The sequence below is a fragment of the Herpetosiphonaceae bacterium genome, assembly GCA_036374795.1.
GTDB lineage: Bacteria > Chloroflexota > Chloroflexia > Chloroflexales > Kallotenuaceae > LB3-1.
Genome location: DASUTC010000210.1, coordinates 22,912 through 46,297, shown reverse-complemented (window position 1 = coordinate 46,297; position 23,386 = coordinate 22,912). Strand labels below are relative to the sequence as shown.

Below are 23,386 nucleotides of genomic sequence, written 5' to 3'. Positions count from 1 at the left end.
AGATGAGCACATCGAAAGTGTACACAGGTGAAAACGAAGAGCCGGTCGTGCCGGAGGAGCCGACCGACGAGGTTGCCGAGCGTGGTTTTTCGCTCAAAGAGCGGATGCTCAATCCGCGCTCGCTGATCAGCATCGCGATTGCGGTCGCGATCATTATCTTCGTTTTCCGTGGATTCGATATTAACCTGGCGGAGACATGGCAGCAGATGCGCAAGGTCAATCCGGCGCTCTACCTGTTGGCCTTCGCGACGTTCTATCTGACGTTTCCGATCCGCGCGCTGCGCTGGCGCATCCTGCTACGCAACGCCAACTTTCCGGTCGACGAGGGCCGCCACTCGTGGGCCTCGCTGCCAGCGCTGACGGAGTATATCGGGCTGTCGTGGTTTGCCAACTGCGTGGTGCCCGCCAAGCTGGGCGACGCCTATCGCGGCTACCTGCTCAAGCACAACGGAGATGTCTCGTTCTCGCGCTCGTTCGGCACGATCTTCGCGGAGCGGCTGCTCGACATGATCGTGCTCTTCGCGCTGCTGGTCGCGTCGGGCTGGAGCGTCTTCGGCACGCGGCTGCCGTCGAGCGCGCGGTATGTCTTCATCTTCGGCCTGTTCCTGGTGATCGTGATCGTCACCGGGCTGGCGGCGATGCGCTTTCTCAGCCCGCTGATCCGGCGGATCATCCCGTCGCGATTGGAGCGCGTCTACGGCTCGTTCGAGGCGGGCACGCTCGGCTCGCTCAAAGCACGCAGCCTGCCGCTGCTCTTCTTTCTGACCTCGCTGGTGTGGATGGGCGAGTCGCTGCGGCTCTTTCTGGTGATCGAGGCGATGGGCGGGCTGCACCTCAATCTGCTGTCGGTGATCTTCGTGGCGCTGATGGGCTCGCTGCTGACGACCGTGCCCGCGACGCCGGGCGGCCTGGGATTGGTCGAAGGCGGGATCATCGGCGTGCTCAGCTCGCCGCTGTTTGGCGTGCCGATAGCGATTGCCAGCGCGGTCGCGGTGCTCGACCGGGTGATCAACTACTGGAGCATCGTGATCTTCGGCTTCGTGCTGTATCTCTTCTCGAAGCGGAAGTAGCGCGCCGCGATGCGGATCGCACTCGACTACAACGCGGCGCTGCGACAACCTGCGGGCATCGGACGCTACACACGCGATCTGGTGCGCGCGTTTTTGCGACTCCAGACGGGCGATGAGCTGGCGCTGTTCTATGCCGCCCGCGATCTGCCGCCCGATCACTGGGGCATGCGCGGGCTGCGCGAGCTACAGGCGGAGTTTCCCCAGGTGCGCGCCGCGCCTATTCCGCTGCCTGAGCGCTGGCTGACGATCGTCTGGCAGCGCGCGCGGCTGCCGATTGCGGTCGAGCGCTGGACCGGCCCGGTCGATCTGGTTCACGCGCCCGATTTTGTGCTGCCGCCCATCAGGCGCGCGCCGTCGCTGCTGACGGTCCACGACCTGACGTTTCGGGTGCATCCCGAAACGGCCTTTGCCAGTCTGCGGCGCTACCTTGAGCAGGCAGTGCCGCGCTCGCTCCAGCGCGCCGGTCACGTCCTCGCCGACTCCGAGAGCACCAGGCGCGATCTCCAACGCCTGATGCAGGTTCCGGCCTCGAAGATCACCGTGCTCTATCCCGGCGTCGCAGCGCACTTCAAGCGCGCGACCGACCCGGCGCGGCTGCAAGCGGTGCAGGATCGGTACGAGCTGCCGGAGCGCTTTCTCTTCTTCATCGGGACGCTGGAGCCGCGCAAGAATTTGGAGCACCTGATCGAGGCGTATCAGCAGGTGCTCCACGCCACCAGCACCGCGCCCGATGCGCTTCAGCTTGCGCTTGGCGGCAAGCCCGGCTGGCTCTCGGATACGATCGTGGCGCGGGCGGAGCACACACCCGGCGTGCGAATGCTCGGCCCAATCGACGACGCCGATCTGCCGGTGCTCTATACGCTGGCGACGGCGACGGTCTATCCGTCGCTGTACGAGGGCTTTGGCTTTCCCGTGCTGGAGTCGCTGGCGTGCGGCACGCCCGTGCTGACCTCCGACACATCGAGCCTGCCCGAAGTCGCGGGCGATCTGGGCGTGCTCGTGCAGCCTGCCAGCGTCGAGAGCATCGCGGCGGGCATTCGGCGGCTGCTCGACGATCCGGCGCTGACGGAGGCCGCCCGGCGGCGCGGACCCGATCAGGCGGCGCGATTCTCGTGGGATACGGCGGCGGCGCAGTTGCACGCGGTGTATCGCGCGATAGCACAGCGCCAGTAGCACCTCTCGGCACTACGGCTTGCTCCTCCCGCGATCTTTCCTCCTCGATTATTCCCGCCCCGATCGACTTGCCAGGCGTTCTATCATAAGAGCGGCGGCATGATCCTGAGGCGCCGATCGCATTCGGCAGCACGATCGGCAGGCGTCGACATGCGACGATCGAGCCGCGCAACCAGCGGGAGCAGCCATGCGTCGAACGATGTGCATGTGTGGACGGGAGCGCTGATCGTGTGGTGGCTGGCTGGCTGCCAGCAGGCTCCATCTGCGGCGGACTCCCTCAGGAGGATCTATGCAGACGATGACGGTGACAAGCGCGGCGTTTAGCGCCCATGCCGCGATCCCCAGCCAGTACACCTGCGATGGCACGAATATCTCGCCGCCCCTGGCGTGGTCAGGCGCGCCCAGCGGAACGCAGAGCTTCGCGCTGATCGCGGACGATCCTGACGCGCCGCGCGGCACCTGGGTGCATTGGGTGCTCTACAATCTACCGGCGTCCGTCACGCAACTGCCCGAAAACATCCCGGCGCTGCGCAGCCTCGACAATGGCGCGCGACACGGCACCAATGATTTTAGGAAGCTCGGCTACGGCGGTCCGTGCCCGCCCAGCGGCAGCCATCGCTACTTCTTCAAGCTCTACGCCCTCGACACGCAGCTTAGCCTCGAAGGCGGCGCGACCAAGCAGCAATTGCTGCAAGCGATGGAGGGCCATATCCTGGCACAGGGCGAGCTGATCGGAACCTACCAACGCCGGTAGCGGGCCAGGCACACCCCTGGCCGCCAGCGACAGCGTGCGAGCAGCAGGTGCTTTTGCCGCAGCCTGGGCGCGCCCCGACATCGGCAGGCAGCCGACAGGAGCTTATGCTGTATAATGCCTGAGCCGTTCATCTCCAGGCCGGTGACGAGCGCGGCCGACGCGCGCCAGCGCGGCAGACTGAGTGGCGCAACGCTTGCTGTACACGTATCGGCCTATAGATCATGGAGCGTCATGATTTGGATTTAGCGTGCGTACGCTCGCGCGTACGTCGATGGAGCAGATAGATGCCAGCGATCGATCAGTTCGGCAATCCCGTCGCGCAGGATACCTCCTACCGCATCGGGCGGTGGCTGTCACAGATATTCCATCCGATCACCAACGGGATCGCCTCTTTTTTGATTGTGGGCGCGTTCGCCGACGATTTTGCGGCAGGGCGGCTGCGCGGCCTGGGCTGGGCGCTGATCGCCATCACCCTGCTGATCTTGCCGCCGACGATCTACTTTTACTTCCGGCTGTTTCGCGGCCACTTCTCCGACGACGACATCTCGCAGCGCAATCAGCGCCACGGCCTCTACTATTTCTCGCTGGGCACCGTCGTGCTTGCCAGCCTGGCGCTGTACGCGCTCAGCGTCCCGACGATCTTTTTACGGATGATCGGCGCGTCGATCGGCACGATGGTGGTATGTATGCTGATCAACTTCGTCTGGAAGGTCAGCGTTCACTCGGCGTCGATCGCTACGCTGGCGACTCTCAGCACCAAGTTCTTGCCGTCGCCGATCTGGGTAACGCTCTGGCTGATCGCGCTGGCGCTTGGCTGGGCGCGTATTCGCACCGGCAATCATACGATCGGGCAGGTGATCGCGGGCTGGGCGATCGCGTCCATCTCGGTGCTGCTGGCGTTGCAGTAGCAGAGTTCCAAGTTCCAAGTTTCGAGTTCCAAGTTTCGAGTTTCCGGCTCCTGGTTCTTGGTGCGCCGGGCGCCCATGCCGGGCGCCCTCTGGGCATGGCACCCGCCTGGCACCCGGTTCTTAGTTCTTGGTTCCTGGTTCTCGCACTCTACCTCTCCGTCAGCCGCACCCGCACGGCCTCGATCACGGCATCATCGGGGCCAAGGCTGATCACCTGAAGCTGCGTGCCGGCGGGATTATTCGGCAGGACGGCGTCGAAGGCGCAGGGCAGGCCCGGCTGATACCACGCAAGCAATGCCTCGGTCGTCTCGACCACCTGATCGTTCTCGTCCAGCAGCCGGGCCAGAATCTTGGCGGGCGGGCCGGGCGCGGCTCCGCGCACGACAAGCTGGGGAGCATCGCCGCGCTCGTAGGGCCGTGGCCCCTCGATGATCAGCCGATCCACGCGCCCGTAGCGTCCCAGGATCGAGACGAGCTGGCTGGCCTCGGCGGCGGGTGCTTCGCCCTCCGACGGGGACCAGAGCGCCGCGACCGCCATCTGGCGCGGCGTAGGCGGCGGCTCAACCGCCAGCGTGCCGACAAAGCCCAGACCATCGCTGAGGACCTGCGTCGTCACCAGCACCGGCTCCCGCCCCACCGGCTGCCCGTCGGGCGTGCGCGCCTGGATGCGAACGATACCGGCTGTGGTATTGGCAACTCTGCCTGTCACCGTGATCGCGGTGGTGACAAACTCGCTCGCGACCGGCTGCGCGATCAGCACGACCGGCGCGCTGGCTGGGTCGGTCGTCGGCGTGACCGTTGGCAGCGGCGTCAGCGTCGACAGCGGCGTGTGTGTGATCGTCGGCGTGGACGTGGGCGTCAAGGTTGGCTGCGGGGTGCGGGTAGGCGTAGCGGATGCCTGCGGGCCGGAGACAAACGGCAGGCGCACCTGCGCGGCAGGCGTAGCGGTTGGCGTGGGAATCGGCTCGACCGGCACGCGCATCTGGCAGCCCGCCAGCGCGAGCACGAGCAATCCGAGAATACTAAGACGGCGCATGACGCTCCTTGGGGATGGCTTGGATCTGGCTTCGCGTGCAGTGTAGCAGCGATCGGCAGCCGGGCCAATCGCGGGCGACTGAGCCAGGCATGACGGGCGGGTTACACCCGCAGGCGGCGCTGCAAGCCGGTGTAGCGCTGCGCGACGCGGTTATTCTCGACCGCAATCTCGATCGCCTGCTGGTCGCCGACCAGCACCACGGTATGCTTCGCGCGGGTAATCGCAGTGTAGAGCAGGTTGCGCTGCAAGAGCACAAAGTGCTGCCTGAGCAGCGGCACGACCACCACAGGATACTCGCCGCCCTGCGATTTGTGAATGCTGAGCGCATAGGCTAGCTGCAACTCGTCGAGGTAGGCCCAGTCGTAGCTGACCTCACGAGCGCCGCGCGCCTCCTCGAAGCGCACGGTTAGCTTCTGATCATCACGATCGATCGAGACAATCTCGCCGACATCGCCGTTGTACACGTCGAGATCGTAGTTGTTGCGCACCTGCATCACCCGATCGCCCAGGCGAAAGATCGTCTCGCCCCAGGTGCGCTCGGTCTTGGTCGGGTGCGGCGGATTGAGCGCCTCTTGCAGCAGCTTGTTAAGCGACTGAACGCCCGCTGGACCGCGATGCATCGGCGAGAGCACCTGGATCGCGCGGCGCGGATCGCAGCCAAAGCGGCGCGGAATGCGGTTGCAGACCAGATCGACGACCAGCTCGGCGCAAGCGTCGGGCTGCGGACGCGGAAAGAAAAAGAAATCGTCAAGGCCGCGCAGTTGCGGCTGCTCGCCGTGGTTGATGCGATGGGCGTTGGTGATAATGCCCGATCCCTCCGCCTGCCGAAAGACGCGATCGAGCTGGACCGTCGTCACCGCCCAGCTTTCGATCAGATCGTGCAGGACGTTGCCCGGCCCGACCGATGGCAGTTGATCGACATCGCCGACGAAGAGCACATGCGCGCTGGGCGGCACGGCCTTCAGCAGGCTGTTGCAGAGCAGCACATCGAGCATCGAAGCCTCGTCGACCACCAGCATATCGCACGGCAGCGGATTATCGCGGTCGCGCTTGAACTGCTGGCCGCCCCCGCCGATCGGCGAGTACTCAAGCAGACGATGGATCGTCTTAGCCTCCGCGCCGGTGGCCTCGCTCAGCCGCTTGGCGGCGCGGCCCGTCGGCGATGCCAGCACGTAGCGCTTATTGAGCTTCTCCAGCAGCACGATGATCGCGCGCATGGTCGAGGTCTTGCCCGTGCCCGGCCCGCCCGTCAGCACCAGCAGCTTGGTCGAGAGCGCCGCTTTGACCGCCGCCTGCTGCTTCTCGGTCAGCCGAAAGCCGCTCTCCGCCGCAAGCTGATCCCAGAGCCGCGCCCAGTCCATGCGCCGGGATTGCTGCAACAGCGGCGACGGCGTCGACTGAATGATGCGGATCGAGTTGGCAACGCCCAGCTCGGCGCGATAGAACGGCAGCAGGTAGATCGCGGGCACGCCATCGACATCATCCACATGGACCTCGCCAGCCGCGTCGATATTTTGGAGCGTCGCCAGAACCGCCGCCTCGTCCACCTGGAGGATGCGCGCCGCACGCGGCAGCAGCTCGTCGCGCGGCAGGTAGCAATGCCCGTCGTTGGCGGCCTCGCTCAGCACATGCCGAATGCCCGCGCCGATGCGGAAGGCGTCGTCGTAGGGCACGCCCTGCGCCTGCGCGATCTCGTCGGCGGTCAGAAAGCCGATGCCGAAGACCTCGTCGGCCAGCCGGTACGGATGATCCTGGACGATCGTCAGCGCCTGCTCGGCGTAGTGGCGATAGATGCGGATCGCCAGCGAGGGCGTGATATTGTGGCTTTGCAGCAGCGTCATCAGCGCCTTGATGCCCTGCTGCTCGTGCCAGGCGCGCGTAATATCGTCGATCTTCTTGCGGCCCAGGCCCGACACCTCGCGCAGCCGCTCCGGCTGCTGCTCGATCACGCGCAGCGTGTCGACGCCGAAGGTATCGACGATCCGCTCGGCGGTCTTGGGTCCGATCCCTTTGATCAGGCCGGAGCCGAGGTACTTGCGAATGCCCTCGACATCGGCGGGCAGCATCGCCTGCCAGCCCACGACGTTGAACTGCTTGCCGTGCTCAGGATGGCTGGCCCACTCACCCTCAAGGCGCAGCGACTCGCCGACCTGTACGCCGAGCAGCTTGCCGACGACCGCGACAAGGTAGCGCTTCCCGACGGGCTGCACGCGCGCGACGGTGTAGCCGGTGTCGGCATTATGATACGTAATTCGCTCCAGAGAGCCTTCGAGGATTGCCATTGATCGCCGATTTCTTGCTGCGTAATCAGATCTACATTGTACCGGAAGAAGAACAAAGAACAAAGAACAATCAACCAAAGCGCAGAACAATCGCGTCAGGCCATGACCTCAGCCTGCGGGACACCGCTTCCTCGCGCTCTGTCGAGCCCTGGCTATGACAGCAGGCCGCTTTGATCATACTCTGTATAATGCCTGGGCTAGAGCACGACGTTCGTCTGCATCCTAATTGTGGAGCCAACCATGCAATCTGTTGATGTGGTCATCATTGGATCGGGTGTCATCGGCGCGAGCGTCGCCTACCATCTTGCCGCGCGCGGCTGTTCCAACATTCTGGTCATCGACTCTGGCTCGGAGCCGGGGACGGGAAGCACGGGCAGCGCGACGGGCGGCTTTCGCGCCCAGTTCAGCTCTGAGACGAACGTCCGGCTGTCGCTGCTCTCGCGCGAGAAGCTGCGCCGCTTTCCAGAAGAGTGCGGCGTCGATTCGGGCTATCGGCCCTATGGCTATCTGTTTGTTACGCACCAGCAGATGGTGCTCGACGCACTGCTGGCCGCGCAGAAGATTCAGCGAGCGGCTGGCCTGCATGAAGTTGAGGCTGTATCCCCAACAGAGATCCGGCAGATTAATCCCGCGATCGACACGGAGGACCTGCTGGGCGGCGTGTTCTGCCCTACCGATGGCTTTATCCGGCCCATGGCGCTGATGCACGGCTACATGGAGCGCGCAAAGGAGCTTGGCGTCAGGTTCGCCTGCGGCACGTCATGCACGAGCTTCCAGATGGACGCTAGCCGTATCACGGCGGTCTGCACGCCATCGGCAACGATTGCAGCGGGCTGTGTTGTTAATGCCGCTGGAGCCTGGGCCGCGTCGGTAGCCCGCTACGCAGGCATCGATCTGCCGGTCACTCCGCTGCGCCGCCAGGTTGCGCTCACCGCGCCCTGCGATCTGCTGCCGGAGCAGATGCCGATGACGGTCTTCGCCGATGACGGCTTTCATCTACGGGTCCGCGACGGACGTATCCTGCTTGCGTGGCCGGATCAGCCAGCGACCGCCGACCGCTTCGATACCACAGTTTCCAATCTGTGGGTCGAGCAGGTCACGCGCCGCGCGCATCGATCGGTGCCGTGTCTAGCCAGAACAATCATCGATCGTCAGCATTGCTGGGCAGGACTGTATGAGATGTCGCCCGACAAGCATGCGCTGCTAGGCCCGGCACCGGGCGTTGAGAACTTCTACCTCGTCAATGGCTCCTCCGGCCACGGCGTGATGCATGCGCCCGCGCTAGGGCAGCTTCTAGCTGAGATCATGCTCGATGGACAGGCCAGCACGCTCGACACGTATGCACTGCGACCGAGCCGCTTCGCGGAAGGACAGCCAAACAGCACCCTGGAGCTGCTCTAGACGCTGCGCAACGCCACAATCGTTATACTGCTCGTGCGACATCGCAAAGCCGCGTCCGGCGCTGGGTCTTCTGTCGTACCTGCGCCGAGTACGGCGGTCGTTTAGCGCCTGGCTGCTGGATCCAGCTCATCGCCCAGCTCGCACAGCGGATCGAACGCGAACGCATACTCCTCGACGGGCTGGCCGCCGATCAGGTGCTCCTGAATGATGCGCTCCAGCACCTCAGGAGAGCACTCGCGATACCACGTACCTTCGGGATAGACCACGGCGATCGGGCCGGAGACGCAGACCCGGAGGCAATTCGCCTTTGTCCGAAAGACGATCTGCTTGCCCTCGGTCAGGCCAAGCTGCTTGAGCCGCTTTTTCAAAAAATCCCACGACACCAGCGTCTCCGCATGGGGCGCACACTTCGGCTCGGTCTGGTCCGCGCAGAGGAAGATATGCCGCTGAATGTTGCCGATGCCCAGCTCGCCGACCGCCTGGCGCAGCGCTTGCTCATCTGCCATCACAGTCCTCGCTCGATTGGTTCGATTGTATGCTGTTGGATGATACCGCATCGCGCTCTTTACCGCACCTGATCGGTTGCGCTGGAAGGTATATGCTCAGTCATATCTGAAGCCATCGGGCAAGATCGCGCCACGCACATCGATCTCACTCAGGTGAGCGCCTGCGAAATTGGCGTCGAGCAGATTGGCGTTCCGGAGGCACGCGCCGCGCAGATTGGCATGGCTTAAGTTCGCGCCGCTGAGTATCGCCTCCGTCAGGTTCGCGCCACACAGATCGGCGTTGCTCAGGTCGGCGCTGCTCAAGTTCGCGTACGACAGGTCCGCCTCGCGCAGATCGGCCTCGGCGAGGCAGGCATAGGTCAGATCGACGAGCCGCACGTTGGCGTAGCGCAGCCTGGCGCGGGACAGATCCGCGCCGCGCAGATCGGAGTCGCGCAGATCCGCGCCTTCAAGCTGTGCCCCGCACAATTCCGAGCCGCGCAGCGCGGGAGGATTGAGATCGACAGCATTGAGGCGGGTCGTGCCGGGATCGGTTGCAAGCAGCGCCGCCTTCGCCAGCAGATGGGCAAGCAGCTCAGGCGCAAGCATAGCACGCGCTCCATGCGTCACACAGCACGAACAGGCCGCCGACGCGCGCGGCGCGCAGCCGTCCAATGCCTCGCATGATTATGAGTGCCTCGTCTTCAAACATGTTTCTATCTGTAGTATAACGCTCTTCGAGCGCGACACGGCAAACGCCGCAGATCATGCGGCGTTGTTCCCGGCCAAGCTGATCGATGGGGTACCAGCCCAGGTTTCAAAGGCATGCTGCGTCCACGGCGCGGCCCCCTCTTCGATTGCCTGCTGCATCTCCTGGGCACCCATGAGCGGCAGTGATGACCTTCGCGACGCATGATGCGAAGATCTGTTGGAGACAGCCAGGCGAGTGATGCCCTATTGTGTCAGGGCAAAGGTGCTCAACATGCGATCAGCATCCTCACCCAGCGGAGTAAGCTGGAAAACAAAGCCCTTATGCCTCACATAAAGAAACCAGCCAGGTGCCATGAGCGTCGGCGAAACCACCTTAACCCCCGATACATTGGCTCCTGTGAATGGCTCTGCGATCCAGCCGGCTTCACGATTGAGCAAGCCTGATGCGACAAGCCAGTCTGCTACAGGCTGCTGGGACTCATTGGCAAAGATGCGGATTGAAAACAGAGGTGGCGCTAGAGCAGCAAGCTCGTTTCGCCCGTCTTGGAAATAGGTTGCCGCCAATGGAACCGGGGTGAGCTGCGCGCGCTCTGCATCACTCACATGCTTAATTGTTATGTACGGCGGGTAGGCGATGCGAAAATGGTAGGTTCTATCGACGTAGGCCTGCCATGTGCGAGGATCGGGATGCTCCAACGGGGCTGGTGTGACGGGTCCGCTGGGAGCTGTACCCCCGCTGCTTGAAGCCTGTCCTGGCTGACCAGATGTAGCATTGGCTGGAGAAGATCGAGCGGCAGAGTCCTGCGGGGTGCGCTGCACCGCAGGATTTGAGATGGATACAGTTTGGCTGGTAGCATGAGGAGTATCATCTCGATGCTCGGCTAAGGACTGACTGTTGTCGCCGTCGTAGGTTCCGCACTGCACGAGCAAGAAAGACAGGATGATCGAGGATATGAGCGGGAGCTTAGATTGTCTCAACATCGTTTCCTCCCTGTATAACCCACGGCAGCACGACCATTGAGTTGGACAGGTACAGGATGCCACTAGCCGCATAGGGATCATAGCTACTACGGTACAGCAGTTGTCAAGATCAGCGCGCCATTCGATTTCGAGAGTGGCGTGACCGCGATCAGCCACATCACCAGGCAATCCTAACAGATCAATGGATTGATCGATCGCTGATAGAGCGCATTATCCTTCGCCGACATACGACAGGTAATACCAGTAGAAAGAGGGCCTGATGCAACGCTATCAAGCCCTCTGGATGGCCGTCTACATTGCTCCTGCCTAGCAGCCAGCCGTATTACACAGCAGTACGATGTTGTTGTCGTTGAAGCGCGCGCCGTAGAATGTATTTGTTCCTGGCGTCCCGCCGCTTACGACGGAGTTCACATAGTTGACTGAGCCGCCAGTGTAGGGCGTGAAGGCCCGAATCCACGGACCGCCGCTGCTGCCAAAGGTCATATTGCAGCCCATCCCAAGAACATCGGTCCCACCAGAGAAGCTTTCGGCGGCGCAGATATAGGTGTACAGGCCGCTATCGAGGTTGCTCGGATAGCCGATAGCGTGATGATGTTGGGTGGAGCCGAAGTTCCACGACCGACCCAGCCAGCCCGTGTAGGAGGTTACAGGGATACCGGAGCTATTGGTCCCAAGATTGATCACCGCGACATCATAGCGTCTGTCTGTGCCGGAGGCATTCATCCAGTTGGTCAACACAGTGGCGCTGGCCCAGGGAAATGAGCCGAAAGGAGCAGCCCCAGCGCGGTCTGCGGGAACAAAGGTCCAGTTGTTATACCAGATATTATTGGAGGTATCGAAGACACAGTGGGCGGCGGTGACAATGATGTTATTGCCGCTAATGACAGAGGCGCTGCACGAGCTACTGCCGCCCGGAGTCGTGAAGTAGAGTTTGCCCACTGCCGCGTACGGGAAGGAGGTGTGCATTTCGGAGAAGTAATTGCCCAGGTAGCTCGTGAAGACACCCGCAGTACCCATTGGCTCGACCATTGTCGTCGCATCGGAGTTAGCTGTGAGGGCGGCCCACTCTTCGGGGTATTGTGCTTGAGCAGCCTGGACAGCCTTGGGATCTGCCGCGCCGCTGCTAGCCGCACTGGGCGCTCCCGTCGGCGCTGCATCCGCATTCGGCGGTGCGACGTCCTCTGAGGGGAGCGGCAAAGGCTTAGCCGCTGTTCGCGCCTCGCGGGTCCACATGCCCAGCGATGCTTGCTGCTGCGCCTTGGAGGCCATGATGGTCGTTGTTGTCGAACGCCCACCCCTATCTTCGGAGTACCGTGCTTGAGCGTTGAAGGCCGTAGTTAAGGAAACGATCGTGAGACACACGATAATGGACAGAGGGGTGATCTTTCGATACGTGGTGGACATGATGAAGATCCTTCCACTAGGCACTCAATTCCAGGCTGAACGTGACAGAAAGTACGTGGTACCGATCCATTAGTGATCCACAAATCAGTACCAAGCACAGTACTCATCCACTCACTGCGCCACCTCCTTATTTCTGAACATATTGAGTCAGGAGTCTTCGTACATGAAGACACCGGGGCTGCGGTGGAGCCTTCTGGTCACGTGGCTATTTCAGCACCACGGTTGGCCGATATGGGAGTGAAACAGCGATCCAACGTTACGTCCGGCAGCAAGGGCGAAAGCGGGAATGTCAGCGCCTTAAGAGGTGTGATAGCAACAGACACTAATCGGTTGGCGTGCCGATTAAGATGTCGCAACCAAATATTGATCGCTACCAAATACCGTAGAGGGTGAAATGATTGGGGGGTATTTAAGAATGGTGTTGTGTGTAAAAAATAGGTTATTAGTTTAGAAGAGTTAAACCGAGTGTACTATAACTAGCCAGGACCAGTAATTAGGCCATAAGTACTATGCGTGGTTTTATCCAGTACTACCGCCGAGTATGACTTTAGACCTATATTTAAAAAATAGCAAACGTTCAATATCTTTGGTGTAGCGGACCGAGCCAGCACAGCCGCCAGGAAGCGAGGACGATGATCGTCTAGTGGCTACCCGGCTGCATACCCGTTAGATTCGCAGCCGCATAGCCACAAACAATGTATACACGCCGCGCAGGGCTTCCTATTTTTACTGCCTACGCTCGATGCACCGACTCATGTCCACTCTGTGGCCCACTCCTCGATCGCCTGGTTGACGGCGGCGGGTCGTTCGAGGTTGGCCGCGTGGGCCGCGCCGTCGATGATCACAAGCTGCGCGCCGGGGATCGCCTGCTGCATCTCCTGGGCAACCGCGAGCGGCGTCACCTGATCCTCGCGCCCGACGACGATCAGCGTGGGCACCGCGATCGAGCCGAGCAGCGGCGTCGAGTCGGGCCGCGCCGCCATCGACTCCAGCGCGCCGACGATACCCTCGACGGACGTGGTCGCCATCATCTCGCGCACGAACTGTGCCAGCTCCGGCTGCTGCTCGCGGGTCTGCTCGGTCAGCATCTTGGGCAGCATCGCGTCGGCAATCGCGCTGGTGCCCTCACTGCGGGCCTGCTCCGCCATCTTGTAGCGGCCAGCCCGGCCTTCCTCGGTATCGGCTGCGGCCTTGGTATCGAGCAGAATGATCCCCTTGACCCGATCGGGATGCCGACGCAGCAGCGCGAAGAGCACGTAGCCGCCCATCGACATGCCCCCGACGATCGCCTGACCGATGCCGAGATGATCGAGCAGCGCCACCAGGTCATCGGCGTAGACGTCGATCGAGTAGCCGCCGGGGAGCGCATCGCTGCGACCCATGCCGCGCAGATCGGGCGTGATCACCCGAAAGCGGCGGCTGAGCGCCGCGCGCTGCGGCTGGTAGAGATCGCTTGAGAGCGGAAAGCCGTGGATCAGCAGCAGCGGCTCGCCCTGGCCTTCGTCATGGTAAAAGATCGAGATTCCGTCGAGATCAGCCGTTGGCATATGTCCTCCATGTATGAGCTTCTACGGCACAGCAGCAGGTTACGGGCCATGCGGCAGCGGATGAGAGAAAAAAGAACCGGGGAACGAAGGAACAAAAGAACAACGAACCGGGTGCGCTCTGGGCAAACCAAGAGCCAGGGAACTTGGAACTTGAAACTCGAAACTCGACACTTGAAACTTGAAACTTCGTGAAGCATGATCGCCAAATCGGCGGTTTACTCTTGCCAGCGCGCGCAATTCGGCCTATCATGGTAGATGGACAAGCGTTGTGCATTTACTGTGCATGGCGCATCGATCAGCGAGGAGCAGAGCAATGGCTGATACAAAACGTGTAGTTATTACGGGAGCGACCGGCCTGATTGGGAAGCGGCTATGCGAGCAGCTCAAGGCGAAAGGCTATCAGATCGTGGTCTTCTCGCGCGATCCGCAGCAGGCGCGGCGCTCACTGCCGGGCGCTGCGGAGTATATCACGTGGACGCCCGCCGAGGAAGGGCCGTGGACCGGCGCGATCGACGGCGCGTACGGCGTGATCCACCTGGCGGGAGCGCCGATCATCGGCAAGCGCTGGAGCGCCGCTTACAAGGCCGAGATCCGCAACAGCCGGGTGATCGGCACGCGCGGGCTGGTCAACGCGATGCGCGCAGCGCAGCACAGGCCGCAGGTCTTCGTCAGCGGCTCGGCGGTCGGCTACTACGGCGCTCGCGACGACACGAAGCTGGACGAGAGCGCGGCTCCCGGCGACGATTTCCTGGCTCGGACGTGCATCGAGTGGGAGCGCGAGGCAGCCAAAGCCGAGGAGCTGGGTATTCGCACGGCGATCGTCCGCACCGGCATCGTGCTCGATCCACGGGAGGGCGCGCTTCCGCAAATGCTGCTGCCCTTCCGCTTCTACGCGGGCGGCCCGATCTTGCCCGGCACGCAGTGGTTTCCCTGGATTCACGTTGACGACGAGATCGGCTTGATTATGCTGGCACTTGAGGATCAGCGCGTGCGCGGCCCGCTCAACGCCGCCGCGCCGGAGTCGCAGACCAACCGCGATTTTAGCGCGACGCTCGGCAGAGTGATGCGCTCGCCTTCATGGTTTCCGGTGCCCGGCTTTGCGCTGCGGATCGTGCTGGGCGAGGTGTCCGGAATGCTGGCCGAGGGCCAGCGGGTGATCCCCAAAAAGGCGCTTGATCTCGGCTATCAGTTCAAGTATCCGAACTCGGAGCAGGCGCTCCGCCAACTGCTGCGGAAGGGCGCGTAACGCCGCAGCGATCCAACCAAGGTCCAAAGGCGGCTTGCCCGATCGGACAGCCCGCCGGAAGCGCACAGGGTGTAAGCTCGTGTCAAGGAGGACATGATGCAGGCGTTTATCTGTACAACCTGCGGCACGCAGTTCGCGCCCACGGAGCAGCCGCCCGGCCACTGCCCGATCTGTGAGGACGAGCGGCAGTACATCGGCTACCAGGGCCAGCAGTGGACCACGCTTGAGGCGCTGCGGGCCGAGCGCCATACGCTGATCAAGGAGCACGAGCCGGGACTGACCGGCATCGGCATCGAGCCGAGCTTGGGGATCGGGCAGCGGGCGCTGCTGGTAGAAGCGCTGGGCGGCAACATACTCTGGGACTGTATCCCGCTGCTCGACGACGCGGCGGTTGAGGCGGTGCGTGCGCGCGGCGGTCTATCGGCAATTGCGATCTCGCATCCGCACTACTACTCAGGGATGCTCGAGTGGAGCCAGGCGTTCGGCGACGTGCCGATCTACCTCCACGCCGCCGATCGACAGTGGGTGATGCGGCCCGATGCGGCGATTGTCTTTTGGGAGGGCGAGACTCACCCGCTTGGCGAAGATCTGACGCTGATCCGCTGCGGCGGTCACTTTCCCGGCGGCACAGTCCTGCACTGGACGGCGGGAGCGGACGGACGCGGCGCGCTGCTCACAGGCGACATCATCCATGTGGTCGCGGATCGGCGACACGTTAGTTTTATGTATAGCTACCCCAACCTGATCCCGCTGCCAGCGAGCGCGGTGCAGCATATCGTGCGGGCGGTGGACCACTTCGCCTTCGAGCGGATCTACGGCGCGTGGTTCCCGACAATTGTCGCAAGCGATGCCAAAGCCGCCGTCGAGCGGTCGGCGGCACGCTATCTGCGGGCGCTGGAGGGAGAGTTCCCGGCGTGAAAGGACGACGATGCTTGAGGTTGCATTGATGCTCGAAGGCCAGAACGGCCTGAACTGGCCGCGCTGGCAGCGGATCGCGCGGGCGGCGGAAGATCTTGGCTTTGCGGGCCTGTACCGCTCCGATCATTTCACCAACTCCAACCCGCCCGACATCGACTCGCTGGAGCTGTGGGTGTCGCTGACGTGGCTGGCAAGCCATACGCAGCGGATCGAGTTCGGGCCGCTGGTCGCGCCAGTCTCGTTCCGCCACCCGGTGATCATGGCGCGCATGGCGAGCGCGGTGGACGATCTATCGGGCGGGCGGCTGACGCTCGGCATGGGCACGGGCTGGCAGGAGCGTGAGCATCGCAACTTCGGCTTCGAGCTGCTGGAGCTGCCGCAGCGTTTCGCGCGCTTCGAGGAGGCGCTGGATGTTACCACGCGGCTGCTCCACGGCGACGAGCCGGTTTCGTTCGCGGGCAATTTCTACCGGCTGCACGAGGCAATTCTGCTGCCGCGTCCGCAGCGGCCCGGCGGCCCTCCGATTCTGATCGGCGGCAACGGTCCCAGACGCACGCTGCCGCTGGTGGCGCGCTACGCCCGCGAGTGGAACGCCCTGTTCATCTCTCCGGCCAGGTTCGCCGAGCTAAACGCCAGGCTGGACGCGCTGCTGCACGAGCAAAGCCGACAGCCCAGCGAGGTGCGCCGCTCGCTGATGACCAACGTCGTGTTTGGCCGCGACGACGCCGAAGTGCAGCGCAAGCTCAACGGTCGCGACGCCGCCGAGCTGCGCGGGCGCGGGGTGCTGGTGGGCACGGGCGCGGAGGTGGTGGAGCAGCTTGGACGGCTGGCCGAGGCAGGCGTGCAGCGCGTGATGCTCCAGTGGCTCGATCTGGATGATCTGGATGGGATCGAGACGCTGGCGCGGGCAGTGGTGGGGCAGGTGTAGGGGGAATAAGCGCGAGGGAACAAGCGAACAAGGAAACAAGCGAACAAAGCCATTGGGCGTTTTGTTCTGTTGTTGTTTGTTCCTTCGTTTGGTTCTCGGTGCCGCCGGGCGCCCATGCCCAAAGGGCACCCGCATGGCACCCGGTTTTTGGTTTAAACAAAGAACCTCTTGCGATGATCTTCGCATGCCCCGTGCGAAGCCGTACACAAGAGGTTCCTTGCCACTGCGTGATCGCGACATGGGGATGACGCAGGTCTGCTGAGCGGGGGTGTCGGGAGCCGGGCGATCCGGCTCCCGTCTGTCGTGTATGCCTACCGCAGACCGATATTGACGTAGTAGGTCTGGCCGTCGTCCAGGGTGACGCCGATGCGGTGGTAGTAGCCGACCGCCGCACCCTTGGTGCTCCAGTTGTAGATGTACTGCTGAGCCGTCGCATCGTACTTGTACGTGCTTCCGCCTGTCGCCGGATCGCTGTACACGCTCTCATCCACCTGAGCCGTCGTTGGGCTGCCCTTGGCCGGAGTCAACCACTGCGGCAAGGTATTAGACTGAACGATTGAGCCGTCGGCCTTCTTGAGCTGTAACTTGACCGGTACGGTGCTGCCACCCTTGAAGATGCTGGTGCTGGTGCCGATCTGGTGGGCGGTATCATTGATCGGCTGCTGGAAGCCGCCCCACTTGTAGATCACCTTGTAGGTGCCCGATTCGGTCTTCAGGTTGCCAGCCTTATCGGTCGCCGTCGCCGTGTAGTTGAACGTGCCGACGCCGTTGGCAGTACCGCCGCTGACGCTGATCGCGCATGGGCTGTCGAGGCCAGAGCCGCTATCGGTTGCGGTGCAGGAGAGCGCCGCCGCCTCGCCGAGCGTGTAGATTGCCTTCAGCCCGTTGATCGTGATCGTCGGCGCAACCGAGTCGATGTTGATGCCAGTGACCGCAACATCCTGCGCGTTGTCGGCCTTGTCAATCGCCTTGCCAGTGATCGACTGGTTCGCAGCGTTGGCCGTCAGCATTTGATCGGCGGGGCAGGTCGCAACACCTGAGAGCGCATCGGCGCACGTGAATTTCACCGTCACAGAACTGTTGTACCAACCGTTGGCGTTCGGGGCGGTCGTGGCCGCGCCGCTGATCGTCGGCGCTGTCTTGTCGAGCCTGACCGTCACGGCATCGGTGCCTTTGTTACCCGCCAGGTCGTAGGCCTCGCCGTTGATCGTCTGGCCTGCTGTCTCCGTGCTGACCGACTGATCGGGCGTTACTGTGCTGGGGTCCACGCCAGAGCCGCCATCATCATCCGTCGCATCGAAGTGAACCGTCACGTCCGCCTTGTTCCAACCGGCGGCATTTGCTGTTGGGTTGAGCGTGTGCGACATTGTCGGCGCAATGTTGTCGAACTTGAGCGACACGCCGCTCTCTAGCTCGCTGTTGCCTGCGTTGTCCACGGCGTAGAATTTGACCGTCGCGAGGCCGCTGCGCGCTGCGAGCGGAACATTCACATTCGCGGTTGAGCCGGTCGCGCTCTGCACAGGGCCGCCGTTGACGCTGTAGCGGATCTCCTTCACGCCTGAGAGGCCAGACTGATCGGCAGCCGTGAGGACGACCGTTGCGGTCTGTCCCTTGCACCAGCCATTCTTGCTGTCGCACTGGTTATTTGCGGATGTCTGCGGTGCCTGGCTATCGATCTTGATGCCGCTGACCGTTGCGCTGGCGCTGTTGTCGGCCTTATCAGTCGCGGTGCCGCTGGCGCGCTGGCTCACACCATCGTCGGTGAGCAGCACATCGCTTGCGCACTCCTGCACGCCTGAGAGGGTATCGGCGCAGGTGAAGCGGACGCGGACGGCGCTGTTGAACCAGCCTGCTGCGTTGGCGCTGCGCGCCGTGCCATTGTCGTTGACTGTAGCACCGCTGATCGTCGGCGCGGTGCGGTCGATCTTGATGCCGCCGACTGTCGCGCTGGTGCTGTTGCCCGCCTTGTCTGCGATGCTGACAGGTCCGGCGCTCAGGCTGCTGCCCTGGCCGGTGATCACGCTATCGGCTGGCTGTGTCGCCGGGTCGATGCCTGCGAGGCCATCCTGTGCGGTCCACGCGATCGTCACATCGCCCTTGTACCAGCCCGCAGCGTTGGCGTTAGTCGTCGGAGCACCGCTCAGCGTCGGAACCGTCGTGTCGATGTTGATATCCTCAACCTTGGCGCTGCTGCTGTTACCGGCATTGTCGAGCGCATTGCCGACAACGGACTGGCTCGCGCCCTCGTTGCTCAGCGTCACGGCGTCCGTGCAGCCCGCCACGCCTGACGCCAGGCCGGACTCGCCATCGGCGCAGGTGAAGCTGACCGTCACGGGGACATTATTCCAGCCGAAGCCGTTAGCCGCAGGTGAGCGGATGCCCTGGATCGCTGGCGGCAGGTTATCGATCTTGAGCGTGATGCTGTGACCTGGCGCAGCCTTGTCCTCAACGTTTCCAGCCTGGTCCACGCTCCAGAAGGTGATGGTGCTGACGCCGGGAGTGTTATGGTTGAACGAGCCGCTGTACACGTGGGCAGCGCCGCCGTTGACGCTGTAATAGGTCTTGTCAACACCCGACATGGTATCAATGCCGTTCAGAGTGACATTGAAGCCAGCCGCGTACCAGCCGCTATCGAGCGGCGCGGGAACGCTGGCGAGGGTGCTCGGCGCGGTGCGGTCGATCTTGATCCCCTTGACTGTCGTGCTGGCGCTGTTGCCCGCCTTGTCGCTGACCGAGGTGCTGGAGGAAAGGTCGTCGCCTTCGCCGACGATCGTGCTGGCGTCAGGAGCAGCCGATGCGAGTCCAGAGAGCGAGTCCGCCGCCGTCCAGTGAACAGTCACATCGCCGTTGTACCAACCGTTGGCGTTCGGCGCGGTCGTCGCAGCGCCGCTCAGCGTCGGCGCGGTCTTGTCCACGTTGATGCCGGAGACGACAGCCGCTTCGCTGACGTTGCCTGCGGCGTCACTGGCCGCGCCCGTGGCGCTCTGGTTCGCGCCCTCGCCCAACGTCTGAGAAGCGGAGCAGCTATACAGGCCGGAGAGCGCGTCGGCGCAGGTGAAGGTAACAGTGACATTGTCGTTGTACCAGCCAAGGGAGTTGGCGCTACGATCGGCGGCAGCCGTCGCCGTCGGCCTGGTCTTATCGATGCTCACCGTTGCCGGATCGGTCGCGGTATTGCCAGCATGGTCGGTCGCGGTGCCCGTCACGGCCTGACTCTGGCCTTCGGTGGTCACGGTCTGGGGCGCGGTGCAGCTTGCGACGCCGGAGCCGCCGCTATCAGCACAGGTAAAGGTGACGGTCACATTGCTGTTGTTCCAGCCCAGGATATTTGCCGCTGGCGACTGGGTATGGTTGATCGTCGGCGGCGTCCGGTCGATCTTGACCTGGACCGACTTCGCAGCCTCGACGTTACCGGCCTGATCTTCGCTCCAGAACTGGAGGCTATGGATGCCCTCGGCGCTGATCGCGACGCTGGTGCCTGTCTGCTGCGCGCCGCCGTTGAGCTTGAAGTAGGTGGCTTTGACGCCCGACGAGTTATCGGCGGCGTTGAGGCTCACCGTGACGTTGGTATTGTTCCAACTCGTCGGCGCTGTCGCGGATGTGTTGGGCGCGGTGCGGTCGATCTTCACCGCCGGGCTGGTGGCGCTTGTCGTGTTGCCCGCCCTGTCGCTGACCGTCTCCCTAGCGATCAGGTCCGTGCCCTCGCCGCCGATCGTGCTATTGGCTGGCTCCGCTACGATGCCCGAAAGCGTGTCGGCGGCGGTCCAGTCGATCGTCACGTCGTTCTTGTACCACCCGGCTGCATTCGGCGCGGTCGTCGGAGCACCGCTCAAGGTCGGATCCGTCGTGTCGATGTTGATGCCACTCACGCCAGTGTTATTCGTGTTGTCAGCATTGTCAATAGCGGTGCCAGGAACCGACTGATTTGCACCTTCGCTGGACAGCGTTACGGAGCCGCCGCCGGTACAACTCTTGATTCCAGAGAGCGCATCGGCGCAGGTGAATTCAATCGTCACGCTGCTGTTGTTCCAGCCGAAGCTATTAGGGTCCGGGGTGCGACTGGCATTGATCGAGGGCGCTGTCTTGTCGAGCTTGACTGTCACCGAGGCGCTGCCGGTGTTGCCCAGCCGGTCGGTCGCAATCGCGCTCTTGGGGACACCTGGGGTATTCTGCTGCTGGCTGTCGGTAGCGGGAATAGGTCCGCTGGCAACACCGGAGCCTGCATCGCTGGCCGTCCAGGCGATCGAAACATTGCTGTTATTCCAGCCTGCGGCGTTCGCGGCGGGAGTCAGCGCCGCCGTCACGACCGGGCCAGTGTTATCAAGAATGTACGAGGCTGGGTACGCACCCACGCTCTCGCCTGCATTCGCCGTACATTTGCCTTGGCCGTTAAAGCTCCGATAGGCGGTCGTTGTTACCGTCCGCACGCCGTCGCCGGAGCCAGCAGTGAACGAGAAGGTCCAAGACGACTTCACCGTGTTCGAGCTTTGGGTGGCGGTATGAGCGCCCACTACTTCGACACACTTGGTCGTACTATCGGTCACGACTGTCAGAGTCAGCGCGCCGCCATTCTTCGCGTATAAAGTACCACTCACGTTGATGGTGCTGGTGCCGCCGGTGAACGAGGCCGAGCTAACCGACGCGGCACTCACGCTCGTGGTCGGCGTGAGCGGTGCAAATAAACCAAGCACCATGCCCAGGACTGTGAATAGCCTAAGCGTGTTGAACCTTTTGATCATCATGGGTTGACTGTTCATAGTCGTATCCGTCCTTCAATAGAACTACCGAGTCAACAATCCGTCGAGCATGGTGGAGATGGAGATAACACTTTTCGCTGATAGGAAGGATACCGTCTCGTTGCTTAATCAACATCGGACTAATCGCCAGCAGGGGGTAGGAGGATACGACCATCTTTCGCACAAGCGATCCATCTAATCCGCCCATAGCGGGGGGCACAAACGTGCCATATGTCGCAGCGGCAGCCATTCAGCGTCGTTGACACGCGCCAGATCGCGTGCTATACTCGCGCCTCACATGCACAGACAAACGTACAATCTACACAGCACGCCCCGTCGTCGCCGTACGAAGCCGGATACCACGTCTGGTTAGGTGCGCTTGCGTTGGATTGATGGATGTAAGCAGCTCTGCCAGACGGCGGGGCTGCTTTTTTATGCTCAACGATGAGCCAAGGCAGTGCTGCGCGGACTGGCTCTAACGAGGAGCATGAGATGGCAAAGTCGGGTATTAACAAGGTGGTGCTGGCCTATTCGGGCGGTCTGGACACATCGGTGATCGTGCCGTGGCTGCGCGAGAACTATGGCTGCGAGGTAATCTGCTACTGCTCGGACCTGGGCCAGGAAGAAGAGCTGGGCGGTCTTGAGGCCAAGGGCCTTCAGAGCGGCGCGTCGAAGGTGATCATCGAGGATCTGCGCGAGGAGTTTATCCGCGACTATATTCTGCCGACGGTGCAGGCGGGCGCGGTCTATGAGCGCAAGTACCTGCTGGGCACGTCGATGGCCCGCCCGCTGATCGCCAAGCGGCAGGTCGAGATCGCCGAGCAAGAGGGCGCGGACGCCGTGGCGCATGGCTGCACTGGCAAGGGCAACGATCAGGTGCGCTTCGAGCTGACCTACATGGCGCTCAATCCCCGGCTCAAGGTGATCGCTCCCTGGCGCGAGTGGGACATTCGCTCCCGCGAAGATGCGATCCGCTACGCCAACGCCCACAACATCCCCATCGCGCAGACCGAGAAGAAGATCTACAGCCGCGACCGCAACATCTGGCATATCTCGCACGAGGGCGGCATCCTCGAAGATCCGTGGAGCGAGCCAGAAGAAAGCATGTACACGCTGACAGTCGCGCCTGAGGCAGCGCCGAACGAGCCGGAGTATCTGGTGCTGGGCTTCGAGCGCGGCGTGCCCGTCGCAGTCGACGGCGAGCGCCTGGGCCTGGTCGAGCTGCTCTGTGTGCTCAACACGCTGGGCGGCAAGCACGGCATCGGGCGCGTCGATCTGGTCGAGAACCGGCTGGTGGGCATGAAATCGCACGGCGTCTACGAGACGCCCGGCGGCACGATCCTCCAGACGGCGCATCGCGAGCTTGAGCTGCTGACGCTCGACCGCGAGACGCTGCACTACAAAGATCGCGTCGCGCTGGAGTACGCCGATCTGGTCTATAACGGTCGCTGGTTCACGCCGCTCAAGCAGCACATGGATCGCTTCGTGCTGTCGACGCAGGAGAACGTCACGGGCGATGTGCGCCTGAAGCTCTTCAAAGGCCAGGCGCACGTCGTCGGGCGGCGCTCGCCCGTCTCGCTCTACCGCGAAGACTTCGCGACGTTCGGGAAGGAAGATGTGTACGATCAGCGCGACGCCGAGGGCTTTATTCACCTCTACGGGCTGCCGCTCAAGGTCGAGGCGCTGGTCAGCTCGGAGGGCGGGGCCAATCGCTACCGCCAGCCCGATTTCAGCACGTTCAAGCGGGATTAACCGAGAACCGAGAACCAAGAACCGGGTGCCATGCCCAGAGGGCGCCCGGCATGG

At 62.8% G+C, this 23,386-nt stretch carries 17 protein-coding genes and 1 pseudogene; 10 read left to right on the top strand and 8 right to left on the bottom strand.

What is annotated here, in order from left to right:
• The first annotated feature begins 2 nt into the window (after positions 1–2).
• From VFZ66_15860 to VFZ66_15845, 4 genes are all read left to right on the top strand, one after another.
• The gene (locus VFZ66_15860) at positions 3–1,070 is read left to right on the top strand and encodes a lysylphosphatidylglycerol synthase transmembrane domain-containing protein (GenBank protein ID HEX6290665.1); all 1,068 of its coding nucleotides are present in this window, start codon (positions 3–5) and stop codon (positions 1,068–1,070) included.
• 9 nt (positions 1,071–1,079) lie between these two features.
• Complete coding sequence (locus VFZ66_15855) at positions 1,080–2,243, top strand: glycosyltransferase family 1 protein (protein HEX6290664.1); 1,164 nt, start codon at positions 1,080–1,082, stop codon at positions 2,241–2,243.
• Between the two features lie 289 nt (positions 2,244–2,532).
• A complete protein-coding gene (locus tag VFZ66_15850) occupies positions 2,533–2,997 on the top strand; it encodes a YbhB/YbcL family Raf kinase inhibitor-like protein (GenBank protein ID HEX6290663.1) in 465 nt (154 codons plus the stop codon).
• Positions 2,998–3,281: 284 nt separating this feature from the next.
• Positions 3,282–3,905 carry a phosphatase PAP2 family protein gene (locus VFZ66_15845; protein HEX6290662.1) on the top strand — a complete coding sequence of 208 codons (624 nt, stop codon included), beginning with the start codon at positions 3,282–3,284 and terminating at the stop codon, positions 3,903–3,905.
• Between the two features lie 148 nt (positions 3,906–4,053).
• Here the strand turns inward: VFZ66_15845 and VFZ66_15840 are convergent, their stop codons facing one another.
• The gene (locus VFZ66_15840; protein HEX6290661.1) at positions 4,054–4,941 is read right to left on the bottom strand and encodes a hypothetical protein; all 888 of its coding nucleotides are present in this window, start codon (positions 4,939–4,941) and stop codon (positions 4,054–4,056) included.
• A 101-nt stretch (positions 4,942–5,042) separates the two neighbouring features.
• A complete protein-coding gene (locus VFZ66_15835) occupies positions 5,043–7,223 on the bottom strand; it encodes an ATP-dependent RecD-like DNA helicase (GenBank protein ID HEX6290660.1) in 2,181 nt (726 codons plus the stop codon).
• Between the two features lie 240 nt (positions 7,224–7,463).
• Between VFZ66_15835 and VFZ66_15830 the strand changes: the two genes are divergently transcribed.
• Positions 7,464–8,624, top strand: coding sequence for an FAD-dependent oxidoreductase (locus VFZ66_15830; GenBank protein HEX6290659.1), 1,161 nt, complete (start codon positions 7,464–7,466; stop codon positions 8,622–8,624).
• Positions 8,625–8,725: 101 nt separating this feature from the next.
• Here VFZ66_15830 and VFZ66_15825 read toward each other — a convergent pair whose 3' ends face one another.
• From VFZ66_15825 to VFZ66_15810, 4 genes are all read right to left on the bottom strand, one after another.
• The gene (locus VFZ66_15825) at positions 8,726–9,130 is read right to left on the bottom strand and encodes a hypothetical protein (protein ID HEX6290658.1); all 405 of its coding nucleotides are present in this window, start codon (positions 9,128–9,130) and stop codon (positions 8,726–8,728) included.
• Positions 9,131–9,226: 96 nt separating this feature from the next.
• Positions 9,227–9,718, bottom strand: coding sequence for a pentapeptide repeat-containing protein (locus VFZ66_15820; GenBank protein HEX6290657.1), 492 nt, complete (start codon positions 9,716–9,718; stop codon positions 9,227–9,229).
• Positions 9,719–10,063: 345 nt separating this feature from the next.
• On the bottom strand, positions 10,064–10,516 hold the full coding sequence (locus VFZ66_15815; protein HEX6290656.1) for a hypothetical protein: 453 nt from the start codon (positions 10,514–10,516) through the stop codon (positions 10,064–10,066).
• Positions 10,517–11,107: 591 nt separating this feature from the next.
• Positions 11,108–12,205 (bottom strand): hypothetical protein, encoded by a 1,098-nt coding sequence (locus tag VFZ66_15810; protein HEX6290655.1) that lies wholly within the window; start codon positions 12,203–12,205, stop codon positions 11,108–11,110.
• Between the two features lie 182 nt (positions 12,206–12,387).
• Between VFZ66_15810 and VFZ66_15805 the strand changes: the two are divergent.
• A pseudogene (locus tag VFZ66_15805) lies at positions 12,388–12,531 on the top strand (transposase).
• Between the two features lie 426 nt (positions 12,532–12,957).
• On the opposite strand, the gene VFZ66_15800 reads toward VFZ66_15805, so the two are convergent.
• Entirely contained in the window at positions 12,958–13,752 is a 795-nt protein-coding gene (locus tag VFZ66_15800; GenBank protein ID HEX6290654.1) for an alpha/beta fold hydrolase, read from the bottom strand.
• Positions 13,753–14,065: 313 nt separating this feature from the next.
• Between VFZ66_15800 and VFZ66_15795 the strand changes: the two genes are divergently transcribed.
• The 3 genes from VFZ66_15795 (at position 14,066) to VFZ66_15785 (ending at position 16,844) form a co-directional block, all read left to right on the top strand.
• Positions 14,066–14,998, top strand: a complete 933-nt coding sequence (locus VFZ66_15795; GenBank protein ID HEX6290653.1) for a TIGR01777 family oxidoreductase — start codon at positions 14,066–14,068, stop codon at positions 14,996–14,998.
• A 93-nt stretch (positions 14,999–15,091) separates the two neighbouring features.
• On the top strand, positions 15,092–15,916 hold the full coding sequence (locus VFZ66_15790; GenBank protein ID HEX6290652.1) for a hypothetical protein: 825 nt from the start codon (positions 15,092–15,094) through the stop codon (positions 15,914–15,916).
• A 10-nt stretch (positions 15,917–15,926) separates the two neighbouring features.
• Positions 15,927–16,844 carry a TIGR03560 family F420-dependent LLM class oxidoreductase gene (locus VFZ66_15785; protein ID HEX6290651.1) on the top strand — a complete coding sequence of 306 codons (918 nt, stop codon included), beginning with the start codon at positions 15,927–15,929 and terminating at the stop codon, positions 16,842–16,844.
• 311 nt (positions 16,845–17,155) lie between these two features.
• On the opposite strand, the gene VFZ66_15780 is transcribed toward VFZ66_15785, so the two are convergent.
• Positions 17,156–21,601 (bottom strand): PxKF domain-containing protein, encoded by a 4,446-nt coding sequence (locus tag VFZ66_15780; GenBank protein HEX6290650.1) that lies wholly within the window; start codon positions 21,599–21,601, stop codon positions 17,156–17,158.
• A gap of 471 nt (positions 21,602–22,072) precedes the next feature.
• On the opposite strand from VFZ66_15780, the gene VFZ66_15775 reads away from it, so the two are divergent.
• Positions 22,073–23,332, top strand: coding sequence for an argininosuccinate synthase (locus tag VFZ66_15775; GenBank protein HEX6290649.1), 1,260 nt, complete (start codon positions 22,073–22,075; stop codon positions 23,330–23,332).
• Positions 23,333–23,386 lie beyond the last annotated feature (54 nt).